The organism is Hymenobacter profundi (genome assembly GCF_019334315.1).
In the GTDB taxonomy this organism is placed as follows: domain Bacteria; phylum Bacteroidota; class Bacteroidia; order Cytophagales; family Hymenobacteraceae; genus Hymenobacter; species Hymenobacter profundi.
In genome coordinates, this window is sequence record NZ_JAHWGL010000079.1 from 1 (window position 1) to 25,239 (window position 25,239).

Below are 25,239 nucleotides of genomic sequence, written 5' to 3' on the forward strand. Positions count from 1 at the left end.
AACCAGGTTTTTATCAGATGAAGCAAGAGAAAACAATGAAATGGTGAAAATAGTGAGATAGTGAAATGGTGAGATAGAGAGTCTGACGTTCTATTTGCTCAAAACCTAGCAGTAGGCTGTCAAACTCTCTATCTCACCATTTCACTATCTCACCGTTTAATGTAGCCCCAAAGCAGCTAGGTAACGTTCAGCGTCGAGGGCAGCCATGCAACCCGTGCCAGCAGCCGTCACGGCCTGACGGTAGGTGAAATCCTGCACGTCGCCGCAGGCAAATACACCGTCCACGTTGGTTTTGCTAGTGCCAGGAATAGTTTTCAGGTATCCCTGTTCGTCGTGGTGCAGGTAGGGCTGAAAAATCTTAGAATTCGGTTCGTGTCCAATAGCAACGAAGAAACCCTGTACTGTAATATCCCGGCACTCGTGGGTGAGTAAGTTTTTTACGCGCACGCCTTCCACGGCGTGTTCGCCCAGCACCTCATCCGTTACAGTGTCAAACAACACCTCAATCTTGGGGTTGTCAAGCACGCGTTGCTGCATGATCTTGGAAGCACGCATTTCGCCTTTCCGTACAATCATGTACACCTTGCTGGCCAGATTGGCTAGGTAAGTAGCTTCTTCGGCCGCCGTATCGCCAGCACCCACAATAGCCACCTCCATATTGCGGTAGAAGAAACCGTCGCACACAGCGCAGGCCGATACGCCCGAGCCATTCAGACGAGCCTCCGACTCCAGTCCAAGCCACTTAGCCGAAGCACCAGTAGCAATAATCACCGCATCAGCTGTGAGTTCTTTGTTTTCGTCGATGGTGATTTTGTGCGGATGGCTTGAAAAGTCCACCGCCGTTGCCAAGCCATAGCGGATATCCGTACCGAAACGCTCCGCCTGTTTCTTCAAATCCTCCATCATCGACGGCCCCATCACCCCATCAGGGTAGCCAGGGAAATTTTCCACATCGTTGGTAATCGTGAGCTGACCACCGGGTTGCAAGCCCTGGTACATAACGGGTTGCATGTTGGCGCGGGCAGCATAAATAGCCGCTGTATAGCCGGCCGGCCCCGAGCCGATAATCAGACACTTTATGTGTTCAGCAGTAGTAGTCATTGTGCTGGTGAAAGCAGTGTGAAAGACAAAGGTAAGCGTAGCCAAAAACTTCGGCTGCGACTGGTCTACCAGACGGAAGAAAACCAACAAAACCGGTACTGAGGTTTAGTCAGTTCTTCGCCTTAGGGGTAGAACGGCAATAAAAAACCCCAACAACTGGGCTGGGGTTTTTCGGGTAGAAATAAAAAACGCTTACCCCAGGTAGGGCTTCAGCGCTTTAGAGCGGGACGTGTGACGCAAACGACGGATAGCCTTCTCCTTGATCTGGCGTACTCGCTCGCGGGTGAGGTTGAATTTCTCGCCAATCTCTTCCAGCGTGAGCGAATGCTCACCGTTCAAACCAAAGTAAAGTGTAATAACGTCGGCTTCGCGCTTGGTGAGGGTAGAGAGAGCACGCTGCACTTCCTTGCGCAACGAGTCGTTCATTAGGCCCGTATCTGGCGATTCTTCGTCCTCGTTTTCGAGCACGTCGAGCAGACGGTTCTCTTCACCTTGCACAAACGGCGCATCTACAGACACGTGACGACCCGAGATTTTCAGGGTGTCCACTACCTCGGAAGTCGTCAGTTCCAGTACTTCGGCAATTTCCTCCGGCGAGGGCTCCCGTTCGAACTTCTGCTCCAGTTCCGAGAACGACTTGCTGATTTTATTCAGCGAGCCTACCCGGTTCAGGGGCAAACGCACAATACGCGACTGCTCGGCCAGGGCCTGTAGAATGGATTGGCGAATCCACCATACGGCGTAAGAAATAAATTTGAAGCCGCGCGTTTCATCGAAGCGCTTGGCGGCTTTAATCAAACCGAGGTTGCCCTCGTTGATCAAGTCACCCAGCGAAAGACCTTGGTTTTGGTATTGCTTGGCCACCGACACCACAAAGCGCAGGTTAGCTTTGGTCAGCTTTTCCAGCGCTTGCTGGTCGCCTTCCTTGATGCGTTGCGCCAGCGTCACCTCCTCGTCGGGAGTGAGCAGATCTACCTTACCAATCTCCTGGAGGTATTTATCCAGCGACTGGCTTTCGCGGTTGGTAATCTGCTTGCTGATTTTTAGCTGTCTCATTGCAGGCGCTAAAGAATTGTATTTCTAAAAGTTGAATAGCAGCTTCCTTTTGTGGGAGCCGGACATTGATTAGCAACAGTCCAACCCCCACGAAAGTTCGTACGTCGTCTGCTGTGCTTAGTTGGCCGAAGCAGCCTGCTCCGGTTTTGGAAGCAATACTTTGCGTGACAAGCGGTACTTACCGGTCTTTTTGTCGATGTCCAGCAGCTTCACGTCTATCTCCTGCCCTACTTCCAGTACACCTTCCAGCGAAGCCAGTCGCTCGTGAGCTACCTCCGAAATATGCAGCAGACCGTCTTTGCCCGGCATAATCTCCACGAAAGCACCATAGGGCTGAATGCTGCGCACTTTGCCTTTGTAGGTTTCGCCTACCTCAGGCTGGGCCGCAATGGCTCGGATGCGCGAAATAGCAGCTTCCATATCCTCTTGGTTGGAAGCGAAAATGCTCACGTGGCCTTTTTCGTCCTTCTCCTCGATAATAACCGTAGCGTTGGTATCTTTCTGAATCTGCTGGATAACCTTGCCGCCAGGTCCGATAACTGCACCGATGAACTCTTTATCGATGAGCATTTTGTGCGAACGGGGCGTATGGGGCTTCAGCTCCTCAGCCGGTGCTGAGATGGTCTTTGCCATTTCCCGCAGGATGTGCAAACGGCCCTCGCGCGCCTGGTGCAGTGCCTTGGTCAGGATTTCGTTGCTTAGACCTTGAATTTTAATATCCATCTGGCAAGCCACGATACCCTTCTCGGTACCGGTCACTTTGAAGTCCATATCACCGAGGTGGTCCTCATCGCCCAAGATATCCGAAAGCACAGCATATTCGCCGGTTTCTTTGTCCTGCACAAGGCCCATAGCAATACCCGAAACAGCCGAGCGAATCTTGATACCGGCATCCATCAGTGCTAGCGAAGCCGCGCATACCGTCGCCATCGACGACGAGCCGTTCGACTCCAGGATGTCCGACACGATGCGGATGGTGTAGGGATTCTCTTCTTCTGGCGGCAGCACCTTCTTAATGGAGCGCATGGCCAGGTTGCCGTGCCCTACCTCCCGACGGCCGGGGCCGCGGTTAGGCTTCACCTCACCAGTCGAGAAGGCTGGGAAGTTGTAGTGCAGCATAAACTTACTGTAGCCGGACTGCATCGCCGAGTCAATAATCTGCTCGTCGAGCTTGGTGCCAAGGGCTACTGTAGTTAGCGACTGGGTTTCGCCACGCGTGAACAGCGACGAGCCGTGGGCGCCAGGCAGGTAGTTCACCTCCGACCAAATCGGACGGATTTCTGTCAGCTTGCGGCCGTCCAAGCGGGTGCCTTCCTTGATCATCATGTCACGGATGGCTTTCTTCTCCGCAGAGGAGTAGTAGCGACCAAACTGCTTCATATCCAGCTCGGGCTGCTCAGCCACCAGTTGCTGTAGAAACTGGTCCTTTACACCACCAAAACCTTTTTTGCGACCAGCTTTGCTAGCATCGCCCAGCTTGGCCACATTATAAGCCAGATCGTAAATACCCTGAGTAATACGGGTTTTCAGATCTTCGTTCTCATCATATTTAGGATACTCTCGCTTGGTGTGCGACTTTTCTACCGCTACAGCCAGTTCCTGCTGCACGCGCACCTGCTCTTTGATGGCCTCGTGCGCATAAGCAATGGCTTCCACCATCTCTTCCTCGCTCACTTCATCCATCTCACCTTCTACCATTGCCACCGAGTCGGCCGTTGCGCCCACGATGAGGTCAATGTCAGCACGAGCAATGTCAGCTGTCAGTGGGTTGATCTGAAGCTTGCCATCAATACGAGCTACGCGTACTTCTGAAATCGGTCCAGCAAATGGGATATCTGAAATTGACAGAGCCGCCGAAGCCGCTAAAGCTGCCAGCGCATCCGGCTGCACGTCCTTATCAGCCGAAATCAGCGAAATCATCACCTGCACTTCGTAGTGATAATCCTTGGGGAACATCGGCCGCAAAATGCGGTCTACAAGGCGGCAAACCAATACTTCGTAATCTGAAAGGCGGCCTTCGCGGCGCTGAAACGAGCCGGGAATTTTGCCAGCACCACCGAATTTTTCCTGATAATCAACCGACAACGGCAGGAAGTCTACCCCATCGCGCTGCGAGGGTTGCGACACCACCGTTGCTAGCAACATGGCATCCCCGAGGCGAACAACAACTGCCCCGTCGGCGAATTTGGCCAGTTTACCAGTTTCAATCGAAATCTGCCGACCATCCGGCAGGGTAATATATTTTGTAACCGCGTTGTAATTAGGCATCTTGTGTGGTTGGAGATGAGATGGGAGAAGTGAGATAGGAGCCTTCTATTGGAGCATAACACCAAACAGCGAGGTTTTGTCCCGCCTTATGGTGTGCCCGGCTACTATCTCCCGCCAGGCAAAAAAAAGAGTAGGGAACCCTTGTAACAGGGCTCCCTACTCTCGGCAGCGGGGCTTACTTACGGATACCCAGCTCCTTGATGATAGCGCGGTAGCGGTTGATTTCGCGGTGCTGCAGGTAGTCCAACAGGCGGCGACGCTTACCTACCAGCTTCAGCAGACCCAAGCGGGTCGAGTAGTCCTTCTTGTTCACCTTCAGGTGCTCAGTCAGGTGCGTGATGCGGTGGGTGAAGAGTGCAATTTGCGATTCAGCCGAACCGGTATCGGTGGCAGTTTTCTGCAGGCTATTTTTCTCAAAAATGGCCTGTTTAGTTTCGGTGGTAAGTTTCATCGGCAGATAGGTTTCCCCGTCTTTGATTTAAAGGGTAAAAAAGAATTTTCAGTCACTCCGCATTTCGGAGTGGCCGCAAAGGTACGGCTTTATTCCGGATGCTGAAAATATAAATTACCGAAATAGGGCAAAACATAGGTTGTTCTGCGTTTGCTAAGCTTGTGCGCGGCGGGCCAAAAAGGCCCGGTTGCGCACCAAGTTGCGAAACTGCTCGGTAGGTACCCAGCGTACAATACGCCGCCAGAAATCACCTTCCAGCAATCCAGAATCGTTACGAGCCTGATAAAGGAAAAACAGGCCTACCGGCAGAAGCGTCAAGTCGGCCAGCCACATACCCAGCGGTACCGTCAGAATCATTTCACGGGCATATTTCTCGCCCATAATAGATACAACGTAGTAGATGATAAAAAACAGAATGGCAATGAGCAGCGGAACACCCAAACCACCTTTTTTAATAATAGCACCTAGCGGCGCACCAATCAGGAACATTAGCAGTATAGCCGCCGACTGCGTGTATTTACGGTAAATCTCGATCCGAAACATGCTGGTGTCGCGGGCCAGAGTAGTCAAACGCTCGGCGTTGCTGCCTATAAAGGCGCGCACGTTACGCGCCCGGTTACTAGCCTGCTGCATCATGCCCACGCTCAAAGCAGGAAGGCGCTCATCGGACACCCTCCAATCCGCTAAACGCCGGTTGGCAGCTTGGCCTGTAGTGTCAAAGCGGGCATAAGAGTAATAAGGATTCAGCTGCGTGACCATCAGGCGCCGTTCTACGTTCAGGCGCTGGTGGAGGGAATCGCTATGGGCAATTAGCTGCGGGATGTTCTTCATCATCTTATTCTCCGCGAAGTACTCCTCATTGGTGCGGTCTAGGCCGAAAGAGGCCAGAGAGAACAGCAGTTGATTGCGGTCAAAACTCTGCCGGGTGAAGCTGGCGCCAGCGCGGTTGTGCTGGTCAGGCTTCTCTATGTACGAAGTACCCCGAAATAGTTCCAGACTTAGGTATTGCCCATCAAAGCGCGTCGTCATGCGTCCTGAGTCGGCCAGAATCATGGCAGAACTGCCCGCGCGGCCGCTGTGGTCGTAAATCATTACGCCCTTCAAAATATCTCCGTTCTCGCCCTGCTTTTCGTTTACTTTAATGGTGTAGCCCGGAATGCCAGTGTAAAAGATATTTTCCCGAATATCCAGCGCCAACTTCTGCTGACGCACATCCCACAGCAGGCTGTACGCTTTGAGGTTGGCTTTTGGAATGATGGTCTCATTGTACCAAAAAGCTCCAACGCTCAATAACAAGCTTAAGATGAAGATGGGCCGCAGAATGCGCGTGAGGGAAATCCCCGATGTCTTAATAGCCGTCAGCTCGTGGTGCTCCCCTAGAGTACCAAATGTCATCAACGAGGAAAGCAACACAGCCAGTGGTAGCGAAATCGGCACCATCAGCACGCTGAAGAAGAATAAGAGTTGGGCAATAACACCCGCACCTAAGTCTTTCCCGATGATATCATCGAGATACTTCAGCATGTATTGCGTCAGAAAAATAAACTCGACTACCGCAAAGGTGAGAAAGAATGGCCCGGCAAAGGCTTTCAGAATGAGCTTATCTAGTTTTTTCATACGCAACTGGTGCCGCCACCGTGAGGCAGCACCACAGTAAAGGAGGCAAAAAAGAACACGAAGATACAGCGCGCTATTGTGGCAACGGTGCCTACCCCCCTACTTGTTCCCGCAGCGTCAGGATGAGATTATCCCACATTTCCTGCAATTCTATTTCATCCGTCTCTTCGGAGTAATCTACCACCCGCAGAAAAACTTCTTGCGTAAGCTCCGACGATTCAATAGAGAAATCCAGGTAGCTGGCATCTGGCACAGAACGCTTCTGATCGTTCAGAAATACAAAGCGCACCGACTTATTGGTGCGGTGCGAGCTGATTTCGGCATAATGACTCTGGTTGTCCCAGATGAAGTTGAGCCGGTGGTCGGGGTCGATTTTCACATCCTGGCAGAACCAGCGGGCCAGGCCAGAAGCAGAAGCCAGATAAGGGTACAAAATCTTTGGCGACGCGTTGATAGGGTACTCCACCGTGAACCGGTGTTTGGAACGGGTAGCGGAAAGCGGCATAAACGTAATGGAAACAAATAAGCCCCTGCTAACTACAATTGCCAGCAGAAACAGCCAATATACACATAATTTTTTACCCTAGATGTTGTGCTAATTCAAATTTCATTTCTACATTTGCACCACCAAACAGGGCGGGGTAGCTCAGTTGGTTAGAGCACAGGATTCATAACCCTGAGGTCACGAGTTCAACTCTCGTCCCCGCTACAGAAAAAAGGCCTTCCTATTGCAGGAAGGCCTTTTTCGTTGTATTCTACACTTCCCTGATTTCTACCAATTTATCGTTACCAGATAGGTGGGTTATAAATGCAAAGAGCGCCTGACCACTAATGATCAGGCGCTCTTCATGTTGTAATGTCAGTAGACGATTACTTTACTTTATCCACAATGCCTTTGAAGGCAGCGGGGTGGTTCAGGGCCAAATCAGCCAGCACCTTACGGTTCAGCTCGATACCGGCTTTCTTCAGGCCACCCATCAGCTGCGAGTAGGACAAGCCGTGCTCACGGGCACCCGCGTTGATACGCTGAATCCAGAGGGCGCGGAACTCACGTTTCTTGGTTTTCCGGTCACGGTACGCGTAGAGAAGGCCTTTCTCAACGGCGTTTTTCGCAACGGTCCATACATTTTTACGACGGCCATAGTAACCTTTGGCCAAACGCATTACTTTTTTCCGACGAAGGCGCGAGGCCACGTGGTTGACACTTCTGGGCATAACCTGCTCTGTTTTTGGCGGCCGGCGGCGGACAATTTGCCGCGGCTTGCGTTTCTACCGGACGCCTGGTTTGAATTAATTAACAATTAATAAGTAGGAAGTAGGAATTGGATGTAGACTATGTATTAGTACTAACGCTCAATTCTTACTCATTCATTATTAATTAGATATTCAGCATATCCTTCACGCGCGGCATGTCGGCCGAGCTAACCAGCGTTACGTGGGTAAGAGCACGTTTCTGCTTGGTGGTTTTTTTGGTGAGAATGTGCGATTTGAAGGCGTGCTTCCGCTTCACCTTGCCCGTTCCGGTGAGCGTAAAACGCTTCTTAGCACCGGATTTCGTCTTTACTTTCGGCATTGTGTATGTATTGAAAAAAGGGAAATGCAGAGTTGCGTGTGCCCCTACCCTACCCAGAATCTACTCCTGATCGGGAGCAACTTCTTTGGCAGGTTTCGGTGCGCCTTCCTTAGCAGGTTTAGCTGCTGCGGGAGCTGATTCTTTCACGGCAGGCTTCGGCTTGGGTGCTACTTTGGGTGCCAAGTACAGGAACATGCGCTTGCCTTCTAGCTTGGGTAGTTGCTCTACCTTAGCCAGCTCTTCGAGCGCCTGCGCAAACTTGAGTAGCAGAATTTCGCCACGCTCTTTGAATACAATCGAGCGGCCTACGAAGTGTACGTAGGCTTTGATTTTGGCGCCTTCCTTCAGGAATTCCTGTGCGTGCTTTAGCTTGAAAGCGAAGTCGTGATCATCCGTGTTGGGTCCGAAACGAATTTCCTTTTGCACGACTTTCGTCTGCTTGGCTTTCATTTCGCGGGTGCGCTTCTTCTGCTCGTACTTAAATTTCGAGTAGTCGATAACGCGACAAACGGGCGGTACAGCAGTAGGCGAAATCTCAACTAGGTCAAGGTTTTGCTCCTGCGCCATACGGCGGGCTTGCTCAACAGGATAAATGCCCTGCTCGACGTTGTCGCCGACCAGACGCACCTCACGGGCCGTGATTTTATTGTTAATCTTGAACGGCTCCTCCACTTGAGCGCGGGGGATGTAACGGCGATTTGGGGTAGCTATGGGTAGGTCCTCCTTCTAAAAGTGGTGGTCTAATCAGATAGTGAAAGGCCCCGGCGAAAAGTCGCTAGGGCCTATTCAGGGGGCAAATATCCGCTTTTTTTTTGAAATCTGAAAGTTTTGCTATATAAAATTGCGGGATTGGGGCTGCTTTCCCTACCTTTATTTCATAAGCGTGGCTACTTCAGATTGAAACTTCGCAATGAATTCATCGACAGGTAAAGATCCCAAGTCTCCCTCGCCGTGGCGGCGCACGGAAACCTGACCGTTTTCCTGTTCTTTTTCGCCCACAATCAGCATGTAGGGCACTTTAGAAATCTCTGCGTCGCGAATTTTACGGCCAATTTTTTCGTCCCGGTTATCAATAGAGCCTCGCAGTTCTTCTCCCTGAAGTCGGTCGTACACCTGCTGGGCATACTCCTGATACTTCTCCGAAATGGGTAGGATGGCGAACTGCTCGGGAGCCAGCCACAGCGGGAAATTGCCGGCGCAATGCTCAATCAGTACGGCTACAAAGCGCTCTAACGAGCCAAACGGCGCCCGGTGCAGCATCACAGGACGCTGGCGGGAGTTATCGGGAGCTACGTACTCCAGGTCGAAGCGCTCGGGCAGGTTGTAGTCAACCTGAATGGTTCCTAACTGCCACTTGCGGCCCAACGCGTCACGTACCATAAAGTCGAGTTTGGGGCCATAGAAGGCTGCCTCGCCGTACTCGGTTATTGTGGGTAGGCCTTTTTCAGCAGCTGCTTCCTGAATAGCACTTTCAGCCAGTGCCCAGTTCTCGTCGGAGCCAATATACTTGGTCTTGTTCTCAGGGTCGCGCAGGGAAATTTGCGCGGTATAATCCTCAAAACCCAAGGCACGGAACACGTAGAGTACAAGGTCGATAACCTTCTTGAACTCGTCCTTTACTTGATCGGGACGGCAAAAGATGTGCGCGTCGTCTTGCGTGAAGCCGCGTACGCGCGTGAGGCCATGCAACTCGCCCGACTGCTCGTAGCGATATACCGTACCAAACTCGGCCAGACGTAAGGGCAAGTCGCGGTAAGAGCGCGGCTTGGTCTTATAAATCTCGCAGTGGTGCGGGCAGTTCATGGGCTTAAGAAAAAACTCCTCACCCGGGTTAGGCGTTTTGATCGGCTGAAAGGAGTCGGCCCCGTATTTTTCGTAGTGACCCGACGTGACATACAGTTCCTTGGAGCCAATGTGCGGCGTCACCACGGGCAGGTAGCCCGACTTGATTTGGGCCTTGCGCATAAACTGCTCTAGCCGTTCGCGCAGGGCCGTACCCTTGGGCAACCACAGGGGTAAGCCGGCGCCCACCTTCTCCGAAAAAGCAAATAGCTCCAACTCTTTTCCCAGCTTGCGGTGGTCGCGGCGCTTGGCCTCTTCCAGCTTTTCCAGGTATTCGGTCAGTTCTTTAGCCTTGGGGAAGGTGATGCCGTAGATGCGCGTGAGCTGCTTGTTTTTCTCATCGCCGCGCCAGTAAGCACCGGCTACGTTTAGCAGCTTTACCGCTTTTATAGGCGAAGTATCAGGCAAGTGGGGGCCACGGCAGAGGTCCACGAAATTACCTTGCTGGTAGAACGTAATGCTACCGTCTTCCAGGCGGTCAATTAGGTCCAGCTTGTACGGATCGTCTTTCTCAGTGAAATACGCTACTGCCTCAGCCTTGGGGACGGGACGGCATTCGAAGCGGCTTTTCTGCTTGGCCAGCTCCAGCATTTTCTTCTCAATAACTGGAAAGTCATCGGTTGAAATCGTCCGGCCTTCGCCTAGGTCAATATCGTAGTAGAAACCATTTTCGATGGCGGGCCCAATGCCCAGCTTCACGCCTGGGTAGAGGTCTTCCAGCGCTTCGGCCAGCAAGTGAGCCGAGGAGTGCCAGAAAGCCATTTTACCACCGGCGTCATTCCAGGTCAGGATTTCCAGGTTGCTGCTTTGGTCGATTGGGCGGTGCAGGTCGCGCACTTCGCCATCAACGCGCACGGCCAATGCATTGCGGGCCAGCCCTTCGCTGATGCTGGCGGCTACATCGTAGCCCGTGGCGCCGGCCTCAAACTGGCGGACGGAACCATCGGGGAGCGTGATGTCAATCATCGGTAATTCGTTGTCAGGGTTAGTTGTTGGGTAGCTGAGACAGGATTGCGTGCCATTACCCACTGTGTAGAAAGCGCAAGTTAGCAGCTTGAGGTGGATTTAAACCGGTATTTCATTTCAGCCCCTACCCCTAATCCTCTTCATGATTTGCTGTAGCCGGACGCGGGGCGAGTGGCGCCACTGCCGATACGCGGCTGCGGGTGGTATCTCCCGAAAACCCGCGGGCCCGCTCCCCGGTCTTCCAGACTTTATAGGTCCAATGGCGGTTGCCGGGGTTTTCGGCCACCAATTGCCGGTATTGGACCTGCGCCTCGGTATAGCGGCCCATGTTTTCCAGACTTTCGGCTAACTGTTGCCGGGCTTCCGGCAAGCGGGATGCTCGGCGCAGTGCCCGTTGTAGCGCCGGAATAGCCACGGCGTATCGCCGCTGCTCGTAGGCCAGTTGCCCCAGGTGATAATCGGCGCGGTAGAGGGTAGAGTCTTGCTGCAACGCCTGGGTGTAATAGCGCAGTGCACTATCGGGTGCGGCCTGCAATTCAAACTGCCGAGCATAGTCATACAGCAACGGAGCATAGTTGGGGTCTAGCCCGAGCCCACGGGCAGCGTACCGCCCCCCCTGCTCTGGCTGATGGTAGGCGTTGAGCAGAAAGGCCAATTGATGCAGGGTTTCGGCCTGGCGCGGGTCGCGAACCAGGCTGGCCCGCAGATAATCAATGGCTTGTGTCGTATCGCCGGTGGCAGCAAATGCTAAGCCTTTGTAAAACAGAGCTGCCACGTGGTCGGGCTCCTGCTGCAATACGCGGTCGAGTTGGTCGAGGGCGGCCTGGTAGTGGCGCGTAGCCAGGTTGGCCTCGCCTACCAGCAAGTTTAGCTCGGGTGAGGCAAACCCGTGGCGGGCGGCTTCGTCGGCAGCAGCCAGGGCAGCCGTCAGATGATATTGGGCACGCAAGGCGCGCGCTTTGGTGAAGTAGAATTCACCGGGGCCATCGTCTAGGTCCAGTGCTTGGTTGATATCCTGCAACGCCGGCTCCACCTGACCCGCATCAAGCCGGAAGGCAGCACGCCGGGCGTAGAGCGAGGCATTGCCGGGCTGGCGGGCAATAGCGCCATCTAACTCCTGAGCCTGAATATGAGGGCCACTTTGCACGGTAGCCAACGGCACCATCCGGTCGGGCCGCTCGGCGGGGCCGCTACAACCTGTGGTCAGCAGCGCGGCCGCTACCCAGACCAACCAGTGGCGTTGTTTGCTTTTGTCCCACAACCTATCACGTGCTATCACTCTTCTTGCTTATTTTGACAAAGATACAATCCTAGCATCACGGTTAGTGCTGGAAGCTGGCCGGGCGGCGCTGCTGCCGACGACGAGCCTGCAACAGCATTGCCCGACAGCGCCTACTTACTTCCAGCTCGTCGCTGGTAGAAGGGCTAAGTTGCACGGCTTCTTCCAGTATCAGGCGGGCATTGCGGCGCTGGCCTTGATTGCGGTACACCCGCGCCAGGTCGTAGCAGAACTGAATGCGGGTAGAATCTAGCTCATGCGCGCGCCGTAGCGCATCAATGGCTTTGCGTGAGCCGGCACCACCGGGCATTCCACTCAAAAAGAGCTTCGTAAAAATGCGCTCCAGAATATTATAATGGTCTACGCGGTAGTGCCAGCGCCCTAGCAGCTGCCAGGCATCGGCCCACTCGGGGCATCGGGCCACGGCCATAAAAACGTACGGCTTCATCGTTTTATAGGCGTGCAGCCGGCTGCGGGCCGTAAGCAATGTTGCCCGGTTCACCAAAGACAAGGCTACCACATAGTTGGCTTCTCCCCCCGTTGGCTGCACCACCAGTGCCCGGTCGGCAAACTGCCGGGCCGATATAAAGTAGGCCCCCCGTCGGGTTTCATCGGTGTAGCGGGCGCCGATACGGACACTAAGCAAAGCAGCCTGCCACAACGCTTCGTAACAGCGTGGTTCTTGGCGCAGTGCCTGCTCGTATTTGCCCAACGCCTCCGATTCTTGGTAGGCGGCCTGTAGCGTATGCGCTTGCTTCAACAATTTCTGCACCGTCACGGAATCGTTGGTGACAGTTGTCGATGCCGCAGCGCTACGCCCCGAAAGGCACCCCAGCAGCCATAACACCAGAATATACCGTTTCATACGCACGCGCTTTTTAACGGCTATAGAAGCATTTTGGTACCTAACAGGGCTAAATGTGTAAGGTAGGGCCAACACTTGCTAGCCCTACCCTATAATTCATTTAAAAAAGCTTTAACTGTGACTTGGGCCGACGCAACAGCGCCTGCGCGCGCTCCACCTCTTCAGCCGTCACATCCACCGGCTCCTGCAATTCGGGCAGATCGTCGGGGGCTGGTGCGGCCGTTGAGCGCGGAATGGTGGCCGGGCCGCGCTTTTTGCGGGCTTCGCGGCGTTCCGGCTCAGGGCCTTCATCGGTAAGTAACGCCAAAGCGTGGATTTTGTAGTACGCCAGTTTGTTGCCCTGAGCTTTCCAGCCTTTCACGTCGATGAACTCGTGCAGTAGGAACTGCTCGGTTTCGCGGTCAGCTTTCTTTTCTCGCTGCATTTTCACCTCTACTGCTGGCTCGGGGTTGGCGGTGGCCGCTAGCAGTTTAGAGCCTTTGCTTTCCGAGATGAAAATAAAGCGCTTATCCAAGGTACTGGTTTCGATGCGGAAGCGCTTGACGTAGTGGGTTTTCGTTTCGCCTTCCATATACACGGCGCTGAGCACCGTTTCGGGTTCCAGCTTGCGCAGCAACACTATGTTGGGCACGTCGAAGTGGTGGCCCGGGTCGGGAGATTTCAGCTCGTAGCTACCGTCTTTGTAAAGCACCAGAATGGTGTTGTCGGTGTCGAACGTGCCTAGGTAGCGGCCGTGGCCAGCGGTGTTCAGACGGCCTACCACCGCATCGAAGAACATTTCGCGCCCGCCCAGAGTGGAGTCGCCCAGGCTTTTCTGGGTGATTTTCTTGATAGGCTGCTTGGTCACGATGTTGCCCATGGAGCCCTTTCCCTTGATGGCTAGCTCAGCAAAATCAAAGTCAAACTGCTTCACGCGGGCTGGGGCCTTATCGGACAGCTGCACGCCTACTACCTCCGATTCGGAGTTGGGGTTGGCCGTGAGGTACAGCACTTTCGAGCCTTTCGAGCCTTTGGTAAGGTCGTAGGTTTTGTCGCGGGTGATGCCCGTTACCAGGAAACGCTTGGCGTAGGTGATGCCCGAGGCGCCGTCGAGGTACATCATGTTGTACACCAGCCGGTCGTCGTTCTTATTATAAATACCCACGTGCAGAATATCCTTCCCCACAAAGGTCTTCTCGGCCACTTTGGTCACCACAAATGAGCCGTCGCGGCGGATGGCGATGATGTCGTCGAGGTCGGAGCAGTCTACTACGAACTCGGCTTTGTCGTCTTTTTTCAGACCATAGCCCACAAAACCGTCCTGGCGGTTCACATAGAGCTTTTGGTTGGCAATGGCTACCTTCTGCGCCGTCACCACGTCGAAGGTGCGCAACTGGGTTTTCCGCTCCCTACCCGCGCCGTACTTTTTCAGCAGGCCCTCGAAGTAGTTGATGGCGTAGCGCGTGAGGTGCACTAGGTGGTCGGCCACTTCGGCCATTTCCACCTCCAGGCGCTGAATGTACTCGTCGGCCTTGAACCCGTCGAATTTAGAAATGCGCTTGATGCGGATTTCGGTCAGGCGCGTGAGGTCGTCTTCGGTGATGGCGCGGCGCAGCACAATGCGCGTGTCGTTGGCGCGGGCTTTCTCGCCGTCCACGCGCACAAACTTTTTCAGGCCCGCGTCCATGATTTCCAGGATTTGCTCCCAGGTTTCGGCTTCTTCTATCTTGCGGTAGATGCGGTTTTCGATAAATATCTTTTCCAACGAAGCCGAATGCCACTTCTCCCGCAACTCGTCCTGGCGGATTTCCAACTCCCGCTCCAGCAGCCGCAGGGTTTTGGCGGTGCTCATGTGCAGCACGTCCTCCACCGCCATAAAGCGCGGCTTCTCGTCGATGATGACGCAGGTATTGGGCGAGATGCTGATTTCGCAATCCGTGAAAGCGTAGAGCGCATCAATGGTGAGGTCGGGCGACACGCCGGGGGGCAGCTGCACCTGAATCTCAACCTCCGCCGTGGTGCTATCCACGATTTTCTTGATCTTGATTTTGTTGGCTTCCGTGGCTTTCACGATGCTCTCCATCAGCGCCGTGGTGGTGGTGCCGTAGGGAATATCGCGAATCACGAGCGTGGTTTTGTCTACCTTTTCGATGGTAGCGCGCAGGCGAATTTTGCCGCCGCGCTGCCCGTTCTGGTAGTTGCTCACGTCGCAGAGGCCACCCGTCGGGAAGTCGGGGTACAGCTCCACCGCCTTGCCCCGCAGCACGTCGATGCTGGCCTTGCACAGCTCGCGGAAGTTGTGGGGCATAATCTTCGTGCTCAGACCCACGGCAATGCCCTCTACCCCCTGTGCCAGCAGCAACGGAAACTTCACGGGTAGGGTCACGGGCTCGCGCTTGCGGCCGTCGTAGCTGAGCTGCCACTCGGTGGTATCGGGGTTGAAAACCACATCAAGCGCAAACTTGCTCAGGCGGGCTTCAATATAACGAGGCGCAGCAGCCGAGTCGCCGGTGCGAATGTTACCCCAGTTGCCTTGGTGGTCGATCAGCAGGTCCTTCTGCCCCAAGTTCACAATGGCGTCGCCAATGCTGGCGTCGCCGTGGGGGTGGTACTGCATGGTCTGGCCTATGATGTTGGCTACCTTGTTCAGGCGGCCATCATCCATCTCCTTCATCGCGTGCAGGATGCGGCGCTGCACAGGTTTCAAGCCATCTTCGAGGGCTGGTACGGCGCGCTCCAGAATTACGTAGCTGGCATAGTCCAGAAACCAGTTCTGGTACATGCCGCGCACGGATGAGATGTCGTGGATGGTTTCGCCGGGGGCAAACTTCGCTTCCACTTCCTCCTCTAGCTCTGCTGGTTCGCTCAGCTCCTCGCTTTCCTCCGCGTCGATAGCGGCTTCCGGGTCAGCGGCGGTAGGCGCTTCCTCATGGGTAGCAGCCAGGTCTTCGGCTTCGCCCGTAGCAAACAAATGGGCCGCTGGAGTAGCGGCGCCAAAGTCGAGCGTATCGCCCGCGCCGAACGATTCGGGCTGCGGGTCGGTCGGATTCAGGTCGTGGGGGTTGTTTTCTTCTGACACAGTTGCGTGTGGCCGGAGCCACGTTTTTTGTTCTTGTACCTCTCTCCTACCCTGCTTCTCGCCGGCTTACCTAGCCTGTTACTTGTACAAAGTAAGGTAGGTCGGCGAGAAGCTTCCTACTAGGAGGCTATCTATATACTTGTTATACTACCTCAATCTCGGCTGCTTCCAGCTGCTCGGCCGGCGCTTCTTCTACAGGCAGTACATCACTGGTAATCAAATCTTTTTCCAAACGCAGGTTATCGATGATGAACTCCTGACGGGCAGGCGTATTCTTGCCCATGTAGTACGTCAGGATTTGCTGCACCGAGCGCTCGGCCTGCAAGATGACGGGTTCCAAGCGAATATTGTCGCCGATGAACTTACCGAACTCGTCGGGCGAAATTTCGCCCAGCCCCTTGAAGCGGGTAATTTCGGGGTTGCGCCCTAGTTGCCGGATGGCCTGCTGCTTTTCCCCCTCGTTGTAGCAGTAAATCGTCTGCTTTTTGTTGCGGACGCGGAACAGCGGCGTTTCCAGGATGTACACGTGGCCGTTGCGCACCAGATCGGGGAAGAATTGCAGGAAGAAGGTCAGCAGCAACAGTCGGATGTGCATACCGTCCACGTCGGCATCAGTAGCAATTACCACCCGATTATAGCGCAGGTTTTCGATGCCTTCCTCAATGTTGAGGGCATGCTGCAAGAGGTTGAACTCCTCGTTTTCGTACACCACTTTTTTCTTCAACCCGAAGCAGTTCAACGGCTTACCGCGCAGGCTAAATACAGCCTCGGTTTCCACGTTGCGGCTCATAGTGATGGAGCCCGAGGCCGAGTCGCCCTCCGTGATGAACAGGGTAGTCAGCTGCTCGTTGTCGTGCTTGTTGTCGCCAAGGTGCAGGCGGCAGTCGCGGAGCTTGCGGTTGTGCAGGTTGGCTTTTTTGGCGCGCTGGTTGGCCAGCTTTTTCACGCCGGCCATGTCTTTTCGCTCCCGTTCGCTCTGCTCGATGCGCTTTTTGAGAGCTTCCTTGGTATCGGGATTTTTGTGGAGGTAGTTGTCGAGGTGCTCCTTCACAAAGTCCAGAATGAACCCACGCACCGTGGGGCCATCGGGGCCCATGTTGAGGCTACCCAGCTTGGTCTTAGTCTGGCTCTCGAACACCGGCTCTTGCACCCGCACCGAAATGGCCCCAATCACAGACGCCCGAATGTCGGCCGCGTCGTAGTCTTTGCCGTAGTGCTCGCGCACGGTTTTCACTAAGGCTTCGCGGAAAGCGGCCAAGTGCGTGCCACCCTGGGTGGTGTACTGCCCGTTCACGAAGGCATAATGTTCCTCTCCGTAGTCGTTGCCGTGAGTGAGGGCAAGCTCAATATCTTCGCCTTTCAGGTGAATGATGGGGTACCGCAGGCTTTCCTCATCGGTTTTGTGGCGCAGCAGGTCCAGCAAGCCATTCTCGGACACGTATTTCTGCCCGTTGAAGTGGATAGCTAAGCCAGCGTTGAGGTAGCAATAATTCCGGATCTGGCTTTCCAGATACTCCGGAATAAAGCGGTAGTTCTTGAAGATGGTATCGTCGGGCTCGAAGACCATCAGCGTGCCGTTGCGCTGGCTGGTCTTCACCGGCTTGGGGTTTTTCTGCAATTCTCCGCGGGCAAACTCAGCGCTTTTCTGCTCGCCGTCGCGGGTGCTTTGCACCAGGAAATAGTTACTGAGCGCGTTCACCGCTTTGGTGCCTACCCCATTCAACCCTACCGATTTTTGGAACACCTTGCTGTCATACTTACCGCCGGTGTTGATCTTGCTGACCACATCCACCACCTTGCCTAGCGGAATACCGCGGCCGTAGTCGCGTACTTGCACGCGGGTGTCGGTAATCTTCACTTCAATGGTGCGGCCGTAGCCCATCACGTGCTCATCAATGCAGTTGTCGATGACTTCCTTCACCAGCACGTAAATGCCGTCGTCGGCGGCCGAGCCGTCGCCGAGCTTGCCAATGTACATACCCGGCCGCAGGCGGATGTGCTCACGCCAGTCGAGGGAGCGGATGCTATCCTCGTTATAGGCGTGGGCGGGCGGTGCGAGGGGGAGTTGTTCGTCGGCCATAGAAACAGGTAAAAAGCAAATTTGAGGTAAAATAACACAGAAAATCGGCCTTTTTTCGCAAGGGTGCGTAAAGGCCGGCACGGGTAGATAACGTCGTGTTTATTTCGCAAAAAGCGAATAACGTTAGCAAAACCTCACTCATCCAGTCATAGTTCACACTGAACTCCCAAATGTAGCCATTTTAGGCCTCTTTTCCCACTCCAACCCTCCCAATTTTATTAGCTAATGCTACCCCATCCCAATAATTTTAATGCGCCACGCCACGCGGCACCAGCAGCTGAGGTTAAGCAGTCAGCGGTGGTGCACTACACGTTTGTGCTCATCGGTATGTCGCTGCTGGTGTACGTGCTGCACAAGCTAGATGGCATCATTCTGCCTCTTGCTTTCTCTGCTTTGCTGGCGGTCCTGTTGTTGCCTGTTTGCCGTCGGCTGGAGGTCTGGGGACTTTCGCGCATACTCGCTATCGTTGTATGTCTGCTGTTAGTAGTAGCCCTGCTTATCGGGCTATTTTATGTGTTTGGAACGCAACTCATGCAGTTTCGCAATGAGATACCGCTATTTCAGCAGAAGCTAGCGCTGTATTTCGATCAGATTCAGCAGATGCTCAGCTCACGATTTGGTTTTCAACCGATTAGCAAAGACCAAGTAATTGATCAATCGTTGGAAACGCTGAAAAACCGTGCGGGCGGCTGGCTAGGTACTACCCTAGACACGACTACCAGCGTACTGAGCGTGGTCACGCTGATTCCCATTTATATCTTCTGCTTGCTGTACTACCGCGACCACATGCGGCAGTTTCTGTTCCGCTTCGTGACACCGGACAAGCGCACGTCGGTGCTCAATACGATGGATAACATCCAGACGGTGGTGCAGGCCTATATTTCTGGTCTGCTCACGGTTATCGTCATTGTAGCTATCCTGAACGCTATTGGCCTGCTAATTCTGGGAGTGAAGTTTGCCATCTTCTTCGCCATTTTCGCTTCGGTACTGGCCGTTATTCCTTTCATCGGCATCTTCATCGGGGCGGCGCTGCCTACCCTGATCACGCTGGTAGAAACCGGCTCGCCGCTGAAAGCCCTGGGCGTTATTGGCGTTTTTACCATTGTGCAGTTCCTGGAAGGCAACTTCATTACGCCTACCATTACGGGCTCTAAGGTGAGCATCAACCCCATGGCAGCCATTATTGCGCTGATACTGGGCGGCGAATTGTGGGGCACACCCGGTATGATTCTGAGCATTCCGCTGACGGCCGTGCTGAAGGTGATTTTCGACGCTTCGAAGTCAACGGAACCGTGGGGCTTTTTGCTGGGCGACGTGGCGGACGGGGAGGACGACCCTGATAAGCCGAAGAATCAACCTGGTTTCTTTGGTCGCATGTGGCAACAACTTTCGGGCAAATCGTAACCCGGCCTAAACTGGTTTAGTATAAAGAGTACAACTGCATTAGCAGAACCCTAAACTCTTCCACTATAAACACCTACAGCCATGGCTGCTATTACCGAAAAAACCGCTCGCGCCTACAGTGACCTCGTAGAAATCAACGAAACTGGTGCTAAAGGCTACCAAGAAGCCGCTGAAGGCGTATCAAACCCACAACTAAAATCAGAATTCAGCCAGTTGAGCCAGCAGCGCGCTCAGTTCGCCAGCGAGTTGAAACAGCACGCTAGCCAATATGGCATCCAGACGGATCAGGAAGGTACCATTGAAGGTGCAGTAGCTGACGCTGCCGCTGCCGTACACCGCGGCTGGATCAACCTGAAATCGGCTATTACCGGCCAAGACGACAACGCCATTCTAGGCGAAGCCGAAACCGGCGATGCTACGGCCCTGAAAGCCTACGAAACTGCTCTGAGCGCCGAAGGCCTGCCCCAGGAAGCAAAAAGCCTGATTCAACAGCAGCACAGCCAGATTTTGGCCGCCAAAAACAAAATTACGGCGATGAAAAAATAAGTATTGCCTCAACAGCAATGCCTATAGTGAAAGCGACCCGCATCATGCGGGTCGCTTTTTTTGTGCGCCTACCCATCAAGGTGAATAGTGTGTATGCAACCTTACAGGGTAGTATCTTTGTTACCAATCTGGTTAGCATTGTACCGACTTTATCAGTAGCGCTTTTGTACGCCATCATCGACCTTGAAACCACCGGCGGGCAGCCCACCCAGGACCGCATCACGGAAATAGCCATCTTCATCCACGACGGCGAAAAAATCGTGGACCAGTACAGCACGTTGCTGAATCCGGGCCGGCAGATTCCGTTTTTTATCACGCAGCTCACCGGCATCAACGACGAGATGGTGCGGGATGCGCCGCCTTTTCATGAGGTGGCTCGCAAAGTGGTGGAAATGACCGAGGGCTGCGTGTTTGTGGCGCATAACGTGCGCTTTGACTACTCGTTTCTGAAAAAGGAATTTGCCGACCTAGGCTACAACTACTCGCGCAAAACGCTGTGCACGGTGCGCCTAAGCCGCTCCCTGATTCCGGGGCAACCCAGCTACAGTTTGGGCAAGCTCTGCCAGAACATTGGGATACCGTTGGAGGGTAGGCACCGCGCCGCCGGCGACGCCCACGCCACGGCTATTTTGTTCGACAGGCTCCTGAAAATTAGCCAGCAGGATGAGGCACTACAAACGCCCGGCACGTCGGCGGCCGATACGCTGGCCGCTGTGGATGCGGTGGCGCCCGCCGGCAAGAAACCCAGCGCCCGCAAGGTGAAGGCCGTGCAGGAGGCCATCAAAACGGCCCTGCTGCCGCCGCTTATCACGCCCCAGCAAGTAGCAGCCCTACCCCAGGAGGCGGGCGTATATTACTTCCACAACGAGGCGGGTGAGGTCATTTATGTCGGCAAGAGCATCAACATCTACAAGCGCATTCAGCAGCACTTTGCGGTGGATTATAAATCGCGCAAAAGCCTGGAATTCAAAAACTCTATTGCTGATATCACCTGGGAGCTGACGGGCTCGGAACTGGTGGCGCTGCTCTACGAGTCGCACGAGATTAAGCGCCTGAAGCCGCTGTATAACCGCGCCCAGCGACGCTCGGTATTTCCGGCGGGTATCTTCCTGCGGACCGATGAAAACGGCTACAAGCACCTCTACTACGGCCGCGCCGACGACCACAGCGAGTCACACCCGCTCATTGCGCTAGGTAATCAGTTCAAAGCCAAGGGGTTTCTGTTTCACAAGGTTTCCAAGTTCAACCTCTGCCAGAAGCTGTGCGACTTGTACAAGACCACGGGCTCGTGCTTCGACTACCAGGTGCACCGCTGCAAGGGTGCTTGTGTAGGTTTGGAGCCACCCGAGGAGTACAACCTGCGGGTAGAACAGGCCATTGAGTCCTTCACCTACGAGCACGGCTCTTTCGTGGTGATTGGGCCGGGCCGCACGCCCTTCGAGCAGACGATTGTGGTAGTAGAAAATGGCCGCTACTTGGGCTTCGGCTATGTCGACGACACTTTTTCGGCGCGGCGGCTGGACGATTTCAAGGAGGTTATCACCCGCTACAACGACAACAAGGACGTGCAACAGATCATCCGCCAATATGTCCGCACCAAGCGGCGTGGCGAGAAAGTGAAGGTGTTTAAGTAGTGTAGTGGCGAGATTGTGACTACACTACTTCACCATTTCTAATACAACCGATGACGGAGGAGCCAGCCGGTGCCGTCGAACTCGTTGGCGGCGGGTTGGTAGTCTTTCACTTTGATGGCTTTTCCTACCTTCACGATATTGCCATCGTTGCTGTTGTAGAGGGTAATGCGGTTAGAGGTAGTGCTTTGGGGAAGCTGTTGGCGGATGGTATCCTGCCCAGCACCATCGTAGAGGTGAATGGCGATGCGGGCGTCGGGTAGACCGTTGATTTCGAACACGTCGTTGCCGCCCAGCCCGAACAGCTTGATAGAGCGCGTATCGCGGGCGTTAAATACCCGCTGGTCAATTAGGGTAGGCGCTTGTTTTTGGATTAGCCGGTAGACGCTGACGCGTACCTGCCCTACCCCGGCTGGCTCCACCACAAACCGCTCCGGCTCGTCGGTGCCGGGAATTTCTATGTCGCGAGCGAGCAGGCTGTAAAACTTGGCCGCTACAGCCGGCAGCTGGTCGCGGCGGCTGCGTAGCTTCTCGGTGAATTCTTCACCCGACAGCGCATAGATTTCCGGCGTCCACACTTGCAGCGAGCGACGAATGACGTCGTCGGTGAGGCGCTGACGCAGAGAATCTGCTATTTCCTGAAAATCCTTTTCCGATAGGTATACCAACAGCGACTTGTCCATGGGGCGCGCGGCGCGGTTGAGGCCTTCCACATCGGCGAGTCGGATGTTTTTGTGGAAGCTCTGGTAGTTGGTTTTCACCCAGCCAATGAGGTGTGTCAGTAGCCCGTCATCGAACTTGAAAAAGGCGTGGTCCCGGTCGCGCGGAATGGCTTGGTAGCGCGTGCTGCTGTCGGCAGATGGAAAGCTGGCCCAGCGCCACTGGTCTTCCCGACGGCTCCAATCGCCCAGCCACATGTCAAACAAGCGCGAGCGAAGGTATTGCCGCGCATCGACGCGGTAGCGCGCACTGGCTATCAAGTTGGTGAACACCTTGCGCGAGCTTTCTACCCTGGCCGACTGCCCAAAGCTGCGTACGGTGCTCTGGTCGCCATCGGGACGCTCCTCCAGCAGGTAGAGCGCGTTGGCGTAGTCTTTCCGAAACTTCCCCAGGGCCGGATCATCGCTCAAATACCCCAGAATGGGGTTGGTGTGGTATACGCCCGCTGCCTCGGCCAGCACCGGCACAATGAACGCGCCGTAGGGATGAATTACGCTGGTTTGATCTTTCATCAGCCGCCCAATGGGACCCTTTTGCAGCCGGGCGGGTAGGGCCTTGGTGGCATCCTTGTCCACGGAGCGTAGCACGTACTCCACACCATTGCGGTCTTTGAGGCGCAGGTTTTTGGTCTGAAAACTCCCGCCGGCCTGCACGGGCGTAAGGCCGCCGGGCACTACAGTGCTTAGGTTGAAGACGCGCACGGGCACGGGTGTAGCCCACTCTTTGCGGTAATGGCGCCCCCAAAAAAACTTATACACGCGGCCACGCGCGTACTGTGGCCCCGCTGCTACCTCTACTACGGAATCGGGGCCAATACCAGGCAGCACAAAAGCAGCCTCAGGCGCGGGCGAGGCACACGAAGTATTTAAAAGAGCACACAGCACACCCGTTATCAGAACCTGAAGACGGTGCGAGGAGAAAAAAACGGACACAAATCAGAAGGAAATAGTCAAACGAAAAGCAGCCTGCATCGTTCTGCTCGTCCGTATACCCCAACCAGGCAGCAGCGGTTGTACAATTAGGGTTGACTTTTCTGTTCTGGTTGCGTTTAAGGGGCTACCTCTCTCTTCTTCCTGCTCTTTTATATGCTCTACCGCTACTTGTTGGGCGGCGCGTTGCTGACTGGTATGGCAGGCTGCGCCCACCATAACACCTTTTTTCAGCGTGATGCCCGCGTACTGCCTCCTCCCACTGCCGCCCTACCCCCCGGCACCGACTCGGTGCTGGCTACTGCCGGACGCCACTACCAACGTAGTGGCTTCTACATGCTTTTCTTTGGGAAGCACTACCGGGAGGTGTGGGCCACACCCGTGCAAGTGCCCGTGCTGAACCCAACCACCGAAATGGGCGGACTGAAATTTGAAAAGCGCGGCGGCGGCTTTCAAACCACCAGTGCCACCGTGGAAAGCCAGGAAGGACGCGAATATGCCCTGCGCACGCTCGATAAAGACCCGTACCGAACCCTACCCAAAGTATTGCGCCATACGTTTGTGCTAACGTTGGTACGCGATGCCACCTCGGCTGCCAATCCCTACGCTGCCCTCACGGTACCACCGCTGGCGCAGGCCGCCGGCGTGCCGCACACTCACCCGCGAATTTTCTACGTACGTCCTGGCGAAACTGGCTTGGGTGCTGTGTCGGAAGATATGCAGGGCAAGCTGGTGATGCTAGAAGAAAAGTTTGATGGCGCCGAAAACCTCACACCTGCCTTCGGCAATGCCGTGGATCTGGCTGATACCGACGACGTACTGGCCGAGCGCTACGCCTCCCCTACCCACCAGATCGACCAGTTGGCCTTTGCCCGGGCCCGCCTGTTAGACATCCTGATCGGCGACTGGGACCGGCACGAGGGCCAGTGGCAGTGGGCCGTGTATGCGCAAAACGGCCGCACGCTCTACCGTCCTGTGCCCAAAGACCGTGACCAAGTGTATTTTCGGTTTGATGATGGCTTGATTCCCTGGCTGATGTCGCGGAAGTGGGCCGTGCGCAAGTTTCGCACGTTCCGGCCGCGTTACGAAGATATTCCCGGTACCGTGCGCAACGCGCACTTTCTGGATACCCGTGCCCTACCCGAAGTCACAGCCGCGCAGTTTCAACAGCTAGCCACTGACTTGCAGCGTCGCCTCACCGACTCGGTGATTGCCGTGGCCGTGCGCCAATTGCCCCCTCCTATCTATAAGTTGGAAGGCGAGTACATTGCCAAATCGTTGCGGGCACGCCGGGATGCGCTGCCGAAAGCTGCGCAAGAGTTCTATCAGCTGCTGGCCGAGCATGTGGAAGTAGCCGGCACTGATGAGAACGAACGGTTCGTGACCGAACGCCTTTCCGACTCTACTACCCGCGTGAGTGTGTATCGCCTACCCGAAAAGAAGGGGCAGACAGTGGACCCACGTCCCTTTTACCAGCGCACGTTTCGCACGCAGGATACCAAGACCATCACGTTCTATGGTCTGCGCGGCGAGGACGAGTTTGTGGTGCAGGGAAACGTCAATAAAGGGATTCGCCTCAACATCCACGGTGGCCCTAACGAGGACATGGTAGTGGACTCGTCGCAGGTAGCGGGCAGCAAAAGAAGAACGTTCTACTACGACACCAAAACCGGAAACGAACTCACGGAAGGCCCCAGCACCGTCGACCGTCGCCGCCGCGGCGTTGCGGCTCATGCCTACGACCGAGAGGGGTACTAGGGAGCGACTGAGTGACTGGGTGCATGCAAAAGCGGCTGTCATCCTGAGCAGCACGAAGGACCTTATGCCAGTTGAACGAGTCGTTAACACGATTA

At 54.8% G+C, this 25,239-nt stretch carries 18 protein-coding genes, 1 tRNA gene and 1 pseudogene; 5 read left to right on the forward strand and 15 right to left on the reverse strand.

What is annotated here, in order from left to right; translation table 11 throughout:
• Positions 1-156: 156 nt before the first annotated feature.
• The 6 genes from trxB to KYK14_RS16220 all read right to left on the reverse strand — a co-directional run bounded on the left by trxB (position 157) and on the right by KYK14_RS16220 (position 6,998).
• On the reverse strand, positions 157-1,101 hold the full coding sequence (gene trxB / locus KYK14_RS16195; protein WP_208306335.1) for a thioredoxin-disulfide reductase: 945 nt from the start codon (positions 1,099-1,101) through the stop codon (positions 157-159).
• A 192-nt stretch (positions 1,102-1,293) separates the two neighbouring features.
• Positions 1,294-2,157 (reverse strand): sigma-70 family RNA polymerase sigma factor, encoded by an 864-nt coding sequence (locus tag KYK14_RS16200; RefSeq protein ID WP_022823752.1) that lies wholly within the window; start codon positions 2,155-2,157, stop codon positions 1,294-1,296.
• 117 nt (positions 2,158-2,274) lie between these two features.
• Positions 2,275-4,425 carry a polyribonucleotide nucleotidyltransferase gene (pnp, locus tag KYK14_RS16205; protein ID WP_219160288.1) on the reverse strand — a complete coding sequence of 717 codons (2,151 nt, stop codon included), beginning with the start codon at positions 4,423-4,425 and terminating at the stop codon, positions 2,275-2,277.
• A 175-nt stretch (positions 4,426-4,600) separates the two neighbouring features.
• Positions 4,601-4,876, reverse strand: a complete 276-nt coding sequence (gene rpsO / locus KYK14_RS16210) for a 30S ribosomal protein S15 (RefSeq protein ID WP_185283620.1) — start codon at positions 4,874-4,876, stop codon at positions 4,601-4,603.
• A 153-nt stretch (positions 4,877-5,029) separates the two neighbouring features.
• Entirely contained in the window at positions 5,030-6,493 is a 1,464-nt protein-coding gene (locus KYK14_RS16215) for an LptF/LptG family permease (RefSeq protein WP_219160290.1), read from the reverse strand.
• 91 nt (positions 6,494-6,584) lie between these two features.
• Positions 6,585-6,998 carry an START-like domain-containing protein gene (locus tag KYK14_RS16220; protein WP_185283618.1) on the reverse strand — a complete coding sequence of 138 codons (414 nt, stop codon included), beginning with the start codon at positions 6,996-6,998 and terminating at the stop codon, positions 6,585-6,587.
• Positions 6,999-7,128: 130 nt separating this feature from the next.
• Here KYK14_RS16220 and KYK14_RS16225 point away from each other — a divergent pair.
• Positions 7,129-7,202 (forward strand) — tRNA-Met (locus tag KYK14_RS16225).
• A 161-nt stretch (positions 7,203-7,363) separates the two neighbouring features.
• On the opposite strand, the gene rplT is transcribed toward KYK14_RS16225, so the two are convergent.
• The 8 genes and pseudogenes from rplT to KYK14_RS16265 all read right to left on the reverse strand — a co-directional run bounded on the left by rplT (position 7,364) and on the right by KYK14_RS16265 (position 18,156).
• Positions 7,364-7,708, reverse strand: a complete 345-nt coding sequence (gene rplT / locus KYK14_RS16230; RefSeq protein ID WP_185283617.1) for a 50S ribosomal protein L20 — start codon at positions 7,706-7,708, stop codon at positions 7,364-7,366.
• A 163-nt stretch (positions 7,709-7,871) separates the two neighbouring features.
• Positions 7,872-8,066: a 50S ribosomal protein L35 gene (gene rpmI / locus KYK14_RS16235; RefSeq protein ID WP_185283616.1), complete on the reverse strand. Its 195-nt coding sequence runs from the start codon at positions 8,064-8,066 to the stop codon at positions 7,872-7,874.
• Positions 8,067-8,219: 153 nt separating this feature from the next.
• A pseudogene (gene infC / locus KYK14_RS16240) lies at positions 8,220-8,777 on the reverse strand (translation initiation factor IF-3); the annotation flags it as partial.
• Between the two features lie 159 nt (positions 8,778-8,936).
• A complete protein-coding gene (gene thrS, locus KYK14_RS16245; RefSeq protein WP_219160292.1) occupies positions 8,937-10,874 on the reverse strand; it encodes a threonine--tRNA ligase in 1,938 nt (645 codons plus the stop codon).
• 130 nt (positions 10,875-11,004) lie between these two features.
• Positions 11,005-12,135 (reverse strand): tetratricopeptide repeat protein, encoded by a 1,131-nt coding sequence (locus KYK14_RS16250; RefSeq protein ID WP_219160294.1) that lies wholly within the window; start codon positions 12,133-12,135, stop codon positions 11,005-11,007.
• 61 nt (positions 12,136-12,196) lie between these two features.
• Positions 12,197-13,018: a tetratricopeptide repeat protein gene (locus KYK14_RS16255; protein ID WP_219160296.1), complete on the reverse strand. Its 822-nt coding sequence runs from the start codon at positions 13,016-13,018 to the stop codon at positions 12,197-12,199.
• 100 nt (positions 13,019-13,118) lie between these two features.
• Positions 13,119-15,836, reverse strand: coding sequence for a DNA gyrase/topoisomerase IV subunit A (locus tag KYK14_RS16260; RefSeq protein ID WP_343217125.1), 2,718 nt, complete (start codon positions 15,834-15,836; stop codon positions 13,119-13,121).
• A gap of 382 nt (positions 15,837-16,218) precedes the next feature.
• The gene (locus KYK14_RS16265; protein WP_185283612.1) at positions 16,219-18,156 is read right to left on the reverse strand and encodes a DNA topoisomerase IV subunit B; all 1,938 of its coding nucleotides are present in this window, start codon (positions 18,154-18,156) and stop codon (positions 16,219-16,221) included.
• 225 nt (positions 18,157-18,381) lie between these two features.
• On the opposite strand from KYK14_RS16265, the gene KYK14_RS16270 reads away from it, so the two are divergent.
• From KYK14_RS16270 to KYK14_RS16280, 3 genes are all read left to right on the forward strand, one after another.
• Complete coding sequence (locus tag KYK14_RS16270) at positions 18,382-19,560, forward strand: AI-2E family transporter (RefSeq protein WP_243900100.1); 1,179 nt, start codon at positions 18,382-18,384, stop codon at positions 19,558-19,560.
• A gap of 81 nt (positions 19,561-19,641) precedes the next feature.
• Positions 19,642-20,106, forward strand: a complete 465-nt coding sequence (locus KYK14_RS16275; RefSeq protein ID WP_208306327.1) for a PA2169 family four-helix-bundle protein — start codon at positions 19,642-19,644, stop codon at positions 20,104-20,106.
• A 17-nt stretch (positions 20,107-20,123) separates the two neighbouring features.
• A complete protein-coding gene (locus KYK14_RS16280) occupies positions 20,124-21,740 on the forward strand; it encodes an exonuclease domain-containing protein (protein ID WP_246601890.1) in 1,617 nt (538 codons plus the stop codon).
• Positions 21,741-21,778: 38 nt separating this feature from the next.
• On the opposite strand, the gene KYK14_RS16285 is transcribed toward KYK14_RS16280, so the two are convergent.
• Entirely contained in the window at positions 21,779-23,389 is a 1,611-nt protein-coding gene (locus KYK14_RS16285; RefSeq protein WP_219160298.1) for a hypothetical protein, read from the reverse strand.
• A 153-nt stretch (positions 23,390-23,542) separates the two neighbouring features.
• On the opposite strand from KYK14_RS16285, the gene KYK14_RS16290 reads away from it, so the two are divergent.
• The gene (locus tag KYK14_RS16290; protein WP_219160300.1) at positions 23,543-25,144 is read left to right on the forward strand and encodes a hypothetical protein; all 1,602 of its coding nucleotides are present in this window, start codon (positions 23,543-23,545) and stop codon (positions 25,142-25,144) included.
• Positions 25,145-25,239 lie beyond the last annotated feature (95 nt).

Bases quoted from the DNA above. Each gene is read 5' to 3' on its own strand.
- trxB (WP_208306335.1), bottom strand. From the start codon at position 1,101: ATGACTACTACTGCTGAACACATAAAGTGTCTGATTATCGGCTCGGGG.
- KYK14_RS16200 (WP_022823752.1), bottom strand. From the start codon at position 2,157: ATGAGACAGCTAAAAATCAGCAAGCAGATTACCAACCGCGAAAGCCAG.
- pnp (WP_219160288.1), bottom strand. From the start codon at position 4,425: ATGCCTAATTACAACGCGGTTACAAAATATATTACCCTGCCGGATGGT.
- rpsO (WP_185283620.1), bottom strand. From the start codon at position 4,876: ATGAAACTTACCACCGAAACTAAACAGGCCATTTTTGAGAAAAATAGC.
- KYK14_RS16215 (WP_219160290.1), bottom strand. From the start codon at position 6,493: ATGAAAAAACTAGATAAGCTCATTCTGAAAGCCTTTGCCGGGCCATTC.
- KYK14_RS16220 (WP_185283618.1), bottom strand. From the start codon at position 6,998: ATGCCGCTTTCCGCTACCCGTTCCAAACACCGGTTCACGGTGGAGTAC.
- rplT (WP_185283617.1), bottom strand. From the start codon at position 7,708: ATGCCCAGAAGTGTCAACCACGTGGCCTCGCGCCTTCGTCGGAAAAAA.
- rpmI (WP_185283616.1), bottom strand. From the start codon at position 8,066: ATGCCGAAAGTAAAGACGAAATCCGGTGCTAAGAAGCGTTTTACGCTC.
- thrS (WP_219160292.1), bottom strand. From the start codon at position 10,874: ATGATTGACATCACGCTCCCCGATGGTTCCGTCCGCCAGTTTGAGGCC.
- KYK14_RS16255 (WP_219160296.1), bottom strand. From the start codon at position 13,018: ATGAAACGGTATATTCTGGTGTTATGGCTGCTGGGGTGCCTTTCGGGG.
- KYK14_RS16265 (WP_185283612.1), bottom strand. From the start codon at position 18,156: ATGGCCGACGAACAACTCCCCCTCGCACCGCCCGCCCACGCCTATAAC.
- KYK14_RS16270 (WP_243900100.1), top strand. From the start codon at position 18,382: ATGCTACCCCATCCCAATAATTTTAATGCGCCACGCCACGCGGCACCA.
- KYK14_RS16275 (WP_208306327.1), top strand. From the start codon at position 19,642: ATGGCTGCTATTACCGAAAAAACCGCTCGCGCCTACAGTGACCTCGTA.
- KYK14_RS16280 (WP_246601890.1), top strand. From the start codon at position 20,124: ATGCCTATAGTGAAAGCGACCCGCATCATGCGGGTCGCTTTTTTTGTG.
- KYK14_RS16290 (WP_219160300.1), top strand. From the start codon at position 23,543: ATGCTCTACCGCTACTTGTTGGGCGGCGCGTTGCTGACTGGTATGGCA.